Raw genomic sequence first — 8,394 nt, forward strand, 5'->3', positions numbered from 1 at the left:
CTTGCCTGAAACCGAAAATGGCCCCGAATCAATTTTTGCAATTCAATTTACTATTAATGATGGCACAACGGCTGGAAGGTTGAACTATGAAGATGGATTGAATTATCCTCACGGAGCACCACAATATGGTTGCTGCGGTTTTCATGCTGCCAGTCAAAACCTGGTAAATGCCCATACCACAGATGCAAATGGATTGCCCAATTTTACAACATTTAATAATACCATAGCTGACTTAACTACCGCGACAGTGGATCCGCGCCTTGACCACACCGTGGGTATAGACGGGCATCCGTATAAATATGATAACACAAAGCTCTTCAGTAATAGCTGGGTACGTGATCCTGGCGTTTATGGTAATTTTCATACCATGCGTGATCAACAATTGGCGACGAGTTCATCTTACTTTAAAAACGGGCCGTTTATGGGTACAGCAAAAAATGTTGACATTCTTAGGTACGACGATGTTTTACTGATGCAGGCAGAAGCCTACATAGAATTAGGGCAGCAGGATCTTGCTTTGCCCTTAATTAATAAGATCAGGAATAGAGCGGCTGCAAGTACCGGAAGACTTAAGAAACTGGATGGCACTTTTCCTTCGAATTATAATATCAAGCCATATCCGGCCACCGGTTGGACGCAGGCCTATGCCCGTCAGGCTTTGCAATGGGAAAGACGCCTTGAATTTGCAACAGAAGGATCTCGTTTCTTTGATTTAGTCAGATGGGGAATTGCTGAACAAACTTTAAATGCTTATATCGATGTCGAAAAAACCAGAAGGACCTTTTTAACAACGGCAAAATTTACGGCAGGAAGGGATGAATACCTGCCTATTCCCCAATCTGAAATAACATTTACCAATGGTTTGTATAAGCAAAACCCTGGTTATTAAATTTCGAAATAAAAATTCTTATAAGCAAGTACTAAGGTATAATCGTTTATTTTCGGGGGGAGGTTTCTACTTTCCCCTTTCTAATTCGGGCCTATTAACTTGAAGCTATAGTTACAAAGCAACGTATCAGCTTAAAAAGCACCATAATTTATAAATACTAAAAGAATCTATCATTAAGAATGATATCTAAATTTATAAACTGATAAATATGAAAAGAAAAATATTCGCGTGTTTTATTGTTATGCAAATAATAACAGGAAGTAGTATTGGGCAATCTACAGATACAACCATAGGAGAAGAATATAGGCCTAAAGCTCATTTTACGCCCGCGGCTCATTGGATAAACGACCCCAACGGAATGGTCTATTATAAAGGTGTTTATCATTTGTTCTTTCAATACTATCCGGATAGCACTGTTTGGGGACCAATGCATTGGGGACATGCTACCAGCCCGGACTTAATTCATTGGAAGGAACAACCCATAGCGTTATATCCTGATAGTTTGGGTTATATTTTTTCAGGCAGTGCAGTAGTTGATAAAAACAACTCAAGCGGCCTCGGGGAAAATGGAAAGATACCGTTAGTCGCCTTGTTTACAAGTCACAATCCCGTTACTGAAAGAGAGCATAGGATGGATTACGAAAACCAAAGTATGGCTTATAGCCTGGATGACGGAAAGACCTGGAAAAAATATGACCACAATCCAGTATTGAAAAACCCCGGCATAACTGATTTCAGGGATCCAAAAGTAATGTGGTATGAACCAGGGAAAAAATGGATAATGACACTTGCAACAAAAGATAGGGTAACATTTTATTCTTCAAAAAATTTAAAAGATTGGAAGAGGGAAAGTGATTTTGGAGAAAATATTGGCGCTCATGGCGGTGTGTGGGAATGCCCCGATTTGTTCCCTTTGGATGATAATGGTAAGAAGGTGTGGGTATTAATTGCGAACATTAATCCCGGTGGTCCGAATCTAGGGTCAGGGACGCAATACTTCTTAGGTTCATTTGATGGAAATAAATATACTACAAATCAAACTGAAACAAAATGGCTTGATTATGGACCCGATGACTACGCCGGTATAACATGGAGTAATACAGGAAATAGAAAAATATTTTTAGGATGGATGAGCAATTGGTTGTACGCAAACCAGGTGCCGACAATTAGATGGAGAAATGCAATGACAATTCCACGCGAATTAAAAATACAACATGTAGGTAAAGATATTTTAGTAGTGTCTCAGCCGGTTAAAGAATTAGCCGAGATAAGGCAGGGGCCAACCATCACAGCAAATTTTTCAATAAAAGGTACTCTTGATGTTACACCAAAAATAAAAGTCCTTAAATTCCCTTGCCGGCTTGATCTGGCTGTTAATGGCTCAACAGATTTTTTCGTGGTTCTCTCTAACGATTTAGGAGAACAATTGGCAATTGGTTATGACAAAAAAAATAACCAATATTATATAGATAGAACCAAGGCGGGGAAAACTGATTTTCAAAAAGATTTTGCGGCCAGGCATACTTCTCCCCGTTTTGCTGAAAGCCAAACTATGCATATTTCATTGATAATTGATGTTAGCTCAATTGAATTATTTGCAGATAATGGTCTGTCAACAATGACCGAAATTTTTTTTCCGCGCAAGCCTTTCAATAAAATCAGTATTCATTCAGCAGGTGAAGCGCTAATTGGAAAATGGAGTTATACCCGGTATAGAAGTATATGGAACTAAACTCTCAGGTTCATAGTCTAAATAAATAACATGAAACGATTACTTACTTTCTCAATTGCCCTCGTTTTTACATCAGCCTTATTTGCACAAACAGATCAAACACCAACACCTCAATGGAGACCGCTTTATCATTTTACCCCACTGAAAAACTGGACCAACGATCCTAATGGTCTTATTTACGTTAATGGCGTATATAACTTATACAACCAGCAAAATCCTTTTGAAAATAAATGGGGACATATGAGCTGGGGACATGCTACAAGTACAGACCTGGTGCATTGGAAACATTTGCCTGTCGCGATTCCTGAAGGAATCAACGGTGACGATACAATTTGGCGTTTTTCCGGCAGCGCCGTGTTGGATAAAAACAATACCAGCGGTTGGTGTAAGAACACTAACTGTATCGCTGCAATTTATACTGCACATCAGCCGCACATTCATAAAGAATCTCAATTTGTTGCCTATAGTAATGATGGTGGAATGACGTTTACTAACTATGAAAAAAACCCTGTAATTGATTTAAATAAACGTGACTTCAGAGATCCAAATGTGTTTTGGTATCAACCTGGAAAATTTTGGCTGATGACGGTTGTGTTACCAGCTGAACATAAAGCAAGATTTTATAGTTCCCCCAATTTAAAAGACTGGACATTATTGAGTGAATTTGGTCCGCAAGGTTATACTGGCGCCCATTGGGAATGTCCTTTTCTAATTCAATTGGCCGTTGAAGGTACCACTGAAAAAAAATGGGTATTGGTTACATCTGCCGCAGGTGGTGAACGCGGTGTGTTTGAACAATATTTTGTTGGCGATTTTGATGGTAAAGAATTCAAGAATGATAATCCGCCTGATAAGATATTAACGCTTGACTATGGGGATACCTACTATGCGGCCATTCCATGGAATAATTTACCCGATAATAAGAAAACATACATTGGCTGGATGATTCCCAATCCACAGCCAACATACCCATGGAGAGGACAAATGTCTATCGCAAGAGATTTAAGTTTAAGGCATACAAAGGATGGTATAAGACTAATTCAAAAACCTTCATCTGTTATTGAAAATAACCTTTCGAAACTAGCAGGGAATAACAATGTATTCGAATTGAAAAATGTTACCATCAATGGCTCTGAAGACAACATTTTTAAAGGAAAAAATATTGGTGGCAACTCTTATTGGCTAAAGGTGGAATTAACTATTCCCGCTAATGACTTTGCAGGTTTCAAAATCGCTCAAAAGAAAGATAAAGAGGGTAAGATTATCGCAGAAACAGTGATTGGGTATGATGCTTCAAAACATCAACTGATTGTGGACCGTAGCAATGCGGGGGACGGAAAAATTAACGAGCAAAAGGTTTTACAAAAAGTGGACATCATGGATTCGGGGGGAAAGATTGAACTGGAAATATTATTCGATAAATCATCACTAGAAGTGTTTATCAATAGCGGGGAAAAAGTCATTACGACCTATGTTTATCCAGATACTGACGCTGATCTGATATCGGCATTTTCAACTGGTGGAAAAACACTGATCAAGTCTTTAAGATTTTGGAATTTATCAAAAATCAAATAAATAACCTCGGAAAATTATGTGTAGAAACATCAAATCTTATGCTCATAATCACGACGCTTTTCAGGCGCTTGGCTGATTGCCCACAGATACGGCCTTTGATTTTAGTAGTTGTATTTTTTGAATTTTGCATGCGAACAAATTCAATTATGCAGCCCTATAAAGGGGGAGAAACGCAGCCATGTAGACATGCTTTGCTTTCAAACAAAAGATTCCCCAAATAGCGCTCCGCAGCTATTTTCCCTTGCTAACTATTTTTTCAAAGTTGTTATTTTATTTCTTCCCGCGGATTTTGATTTTGTGCCCCTGGCAAGGCGGCAACCTTTTAGTTAGAATTCCCGATTTACTTCCTGAAACATTTATATGCAAAGAAAATCCAGGAATATACTTTTCATTTTTATCGGGCTTGGATTGTGCGCCCTGTTAATTGGTTATATGGTTTGGAATAAGCCTCATTCGAATGTAAAGGACGCCGATGCAGTGGAGACTGATGCGATTTCACTGTACATGAGTTTTACGAGTGATTCTGCAAAAGCAAAATCCACTTTTTTTAATAAAGTTGTTAAGGTCTCTGGAGTAGTGCAGGAAGTATCAGTTAATCAACAACAACAACAAATAATTCTTTTAAAAACATCGGTACCCGGTGCATCAGTGAATTGCACCATGGAGCAAAACAGTAACACTATAAAGCAAGGCGACAAAGTGGTACTCAAGGGCATCTGCAGCGGCTATATGAGCGGGGATTCGGAAATGGGAATACCGGGCGATGTTTTTTTAATAAGATGTTACCCATCAATTTAAGCGTATGAAAAGAACTGTTATAATTTTATTGGTCATAATGTTTTGTTGCACTTATTGCAGTTCTTATGCCCAACTGTATTTTACTAAAAATGGAAGAATATCTTTCTTTTCAAAAACCTCTCTTGAAGATATATCCGCAGATAATAACCAGGTATTAAGTGTTTTTAATGCAGAAACCGGGCTGATTCAGTTTTCATTGCTTAACAATGCCTTTTATTTTCCGAAGGCAAAAATGCAGGAAGATTTTAATGAGAACTATATGGAGAGTGATAAATATCCAAAATCAACATTTAAAGGAATTGTTACTGATATTGGAACCGTCAACTTTTCCGCTGATGGCAATTATAAAATACATGTGAAAGGTGATTTAACCATTCACGGTGTAACGAAAAATATCACAGCCATGGGAACGCTGATTATTAAAAGCGGAAGTGTTTCGGCAACAGCCTCTTTTAAAGTACTGTTGACGGACTACCACATAAAAATACCTACAATAGTGACGGATAAAATTGCAAAGGAAATAGAAGTCACAGTCAACTGTATTTATGAAAAAAAATAATCAAATTAATTATTTATGCGCTTAATAAAATTTTTATTACCAGTAACCGCACTCGTAAGTGTATATAACAAAACAGTTGCACAGGATACAACAAAGACGAGTGATAATGCTGCCAGTCTTATGAACCAGTTGGAAACCCAGGAGCTAAAAAATGAAACCAGGTATACCGCTGCCACTTTTAAATATACTCACGTTATTAATGGCCAATCGGTGGAGAATCTTCCTGCACGTGTTTTGGATGTTAGAATACTTCATCGCTTCGGGCCGCTTAGCAGTGGTGTTTATAATTTCTTTGGCCTGGATTATTCACCGTTCAATGTTAAGATTGGTTTCGATTATGGCATTACCGATAATTTCATGGTTGGGATTGCACACAGCGGGTACAACAAAACGTACGACGGTTTTTTCAAACTGAGGCTATTGCGGCAATCAACAGGCGCTGTAAAATCACCGGTAACCATTTCTTTTGTCCCAACGTTTGCCATCAGTACATTGAAGCCTTCACAAATTGACCCATCTGTTAAGCCCGATCCAACTACTGATATTAGAAGGACATCTTATGTATTACAAGTTCTTGTTGCAAGGAAGTTTTCTGACGGATTTGCATTACAACTAACGCCCACGTTTGTGCATGCCGATAATATTTCGTTTTTTCACGACAAGCACAACATATTCGCCATCGGCATTGCAGGCAGCCAAAAACTTTCTAAAAGAATAAACTTTAATGCAGAATATTACTACCAGCTACCCGATATGAAAGCGCCCGGAGCTCACAACGTTTTATCTTTTGGAATAAACATTGGCACCGGTGGCCATGTGTTTGAGCTGCTTTTTTCTAATTCTTTTGGGTTAACTGAAAAATCGTTTATTACAGAAACTTCGGGCAGATGGGATAATGCCGACGCATTATTTGGATTTAATATTTCAAGAGTATTTCAGTTAGGAAAAAAACATAAATAGCTATTGAGAAATATCGTAAAAAATATTTTCAGGATACTCAATACAGAGGAAAAGAAAAATTTCAGAAGGCTAATTGTATTAGATATATTGATTAGCATTCTTGATATTTCTTTCCTGGCGATACTTTTATTTATTGTTCGCTTTTATACCGATACAAATCCGAAGACAATTTCTTTGCCCGCTTATTTTCCTTCCGCAATGCGGGATCAATACAGCCTTCTATTGATTATCATATTCTTTGTATTGTTCAGTATCAAAAATTATTTTGGTTTTAGCGTTATGCGAAATCAGCAAAAATATGTTTATAATATTGCCACGAGGCTTTCCAAACAGCAATTGCAAAATTACCTGCAGGGAACTTATGCGGATTATGTAAGTATTGATTCATCGGTTCAGATCCGAAAAATTAGCCAGATGCCAATCGAATTCGGGCATTATGTTTTAACAGGATTGCAGCAGATCATCAGCCAGTCGATATTAATTCTTATTACGCTTATTGCCATTTTTATTTATAACCCTGTTTTGTTGCCGCTTCTTTTTGCGATTCTTGGTCCTCCACTTATTCTTGCAGGGTTTATCATGAAAAAAAAATTAAGCCATGTTCGTCAACTGGCCAAAACGTCGGGGGAGAAGGCATTACAGCATTTGAAAGAGGCATTAGCAGGTTTTATAGAGTGCAATCTTTTTGGCAGGAAGAATTTTTTCTCACGAAGATTTGAATCCTCACAATCGAAATTTAACGGCTTCCTTGCAGACCAACAGGTAATTCAAAACATGCCGTCGAGGTTTATAGAAGTATTTGCCATTCTTGGACTGTTCTTATTGATAGCAATTAATTCTTTTTTATCAACCGATCATTCGGTACATGTAATAACTATAGCAGCCTTTCTGGCGGCCGCTTATAAAATTATTCCCGGCATTGTGAAAATTCTAAATAACACCGGGCAACTTAAGACATATGCTTTCACAACAACGGAACTTTTGCAGCAAAAAGAAAATATAACGGAACCGGTTACACGGGAAAGAAATCCAACCATACAATGCCTCGCGTTTCATGATGTCTCCTTCAGGTATAACGGTAAGCCTGTGATTGATAATTTTTCATTATCTGTTTTAAAAGGAAAATTTGTTGGAATCACCGGGCAATCAGGAAGGGGAAAGACAACGATCATAAACCTGTTGTTAGGATTTTTAGATACCCAGGAAGGAAGTATCAGAATTAATGATGTTCCTACCACATCGGAAGATCGCAGATCCTTTTGGAAAAGAATTTCCTACGTGCAACAAGAACCGTTTGTTCTTCATGATACCATTGTGAATAACATCACCCTTGATGAAGAATTTCATAGCACTGAGCTCCTCGCAAAGGCAGTTAAGATTACAAATCTTGAAAAATTAGTAAGAGGTGAAAATAAGGAGACAGCTTCGCTCATTAATGAAAACGGGAAAAATATAAGTGGCGGGCAGCGACAAAGAATTGCCATTGCCAGGGCCCTTTACAAAAAATCGGATCTAATCATTTTAGATGAACCTTTTAATGAACTCGACAGGATATCCGAAAATCAGCTGCTGAATTTTTTTAGGGACCTCGCCCATTCCGGTAAAATTGTTATACTCATCACGCACAACAAAGAAAGCCTTTCATTTTGTGATAAAATAATTTCATTGGATGAAAAATGATAAGGATGTTTTTGTAATATTGACGCCCGGTTTTCCGGCAAATGAAAGAGACGATACGTGCCTGCCTTTTCTGCAAAATTTGATAAAAGCGATAAATAAAGAATTTGCCGACGTTTCAATTGTGATACTCTCTTTTCAACATCCACCCAGGGCGCAGGAATATTTGTGGAATAATAATAAGGTTATTTCTTTTGGAGGAAA

At 37.9% G+C, this 8,394-nt stretch carries 8 protein-coding genes; all 8 read left to right on the top strand.

What is annotated here, in order from left to right; translation table 11 throughout:
* Positions 1–889 (top strand): RagB/SusD family nutrient uptake outer membrane protein (locus ACO1O5_RS00765; RefSeq protein WP_486267490.1); only part of this gene is annotated, 889 nt, incomplete at its 5' end.
* Between the two features lie 208 nt (positions 890–1,097).
* Positions 1,098–2,621, top strand: a complete 1,524-nt coding sequence (locus tag ACO1O5_RS00770) for a glycoside hydrolase family 32 protein (RefSeq protein WP_486267492.1) — start codon at positions 1,098–1,100, stop codon at positions 2,619–2,621.
* A 30-nt stretch (positions 2,622–2,651) separates the two neighbouring features.
* Positions 2,652–4,196, top strand: a complete 1,545-nt coding sequence (locus ACO1O5_RS00775; RefSeq protein WP_486267494.1) for a glycoside hydrolase family 32 protein — start codon at positions 2,652–2,654, stop codon at positions 4,194–4,196.
* 360 nt (positions 4,197–4,556) lie between these two features.
* Positions 4,557–4,994: an OB-fold protein gene (locus tag ACO1O5_RS00780; protein ID WP_486267496.1), complete on the top strand. Its 438-nt coding sequence runs from the start codon at positions 4,557–4,559 to the stop codon at positions 4,992–4,994.
* Positions 4,995–4,998: 4 nt separating this feature from the next.
* Complete coding sequence (locus tag ACO1O5_RS00785) at positions 4,999–5,553, top strand: YceI family protein (protein ID WP_486267498.1); 555 nt, start codon at positions 4,999–5,001, stop codon at positions 5,551–5,553.
* A gap of 15 nt (positions 5,554–5,568) precedes the next feature.
* Positions 5,569–6,513: a DUF5777 family beta-barrel protein gene (locus ACO1O5_RS00790; RefSeq protein ID WP_486267500.1), complete on the top strand. Its 945-nt coding sequence runs from the start codon at positions 5,569–5,571 to the stop codon at positions 6,511–6,513.
* Between the two features lie 3 nt (positions 6,514–6,516).
* On the top strand, positions 6,517–8,193 hold the full coding sequence (locus tag ACO1O5_RS00795; RefSeq protein ID WP_486267502.1) for an ATP-binding cassette domain-containing protein: 1,677 nt from the start codon (positions 6,517–6,519) through the stop codon (positions 8,191–8,193).
* A partial coding sequence (locus ACO1O5_RS00800) for a hypothetical protein (RefSeq protein ID WP_486267504.1) occupies positions 8,183–8,394 on the top strand: 212 nt, incomplete at its 3' end. The genes ACO1O5_RS00795 and ACO1O5_RS00800, both read left to right, overlap by 11 nt.

Source organism: Ginsengibacter sp., assembly GCF_057362405.1.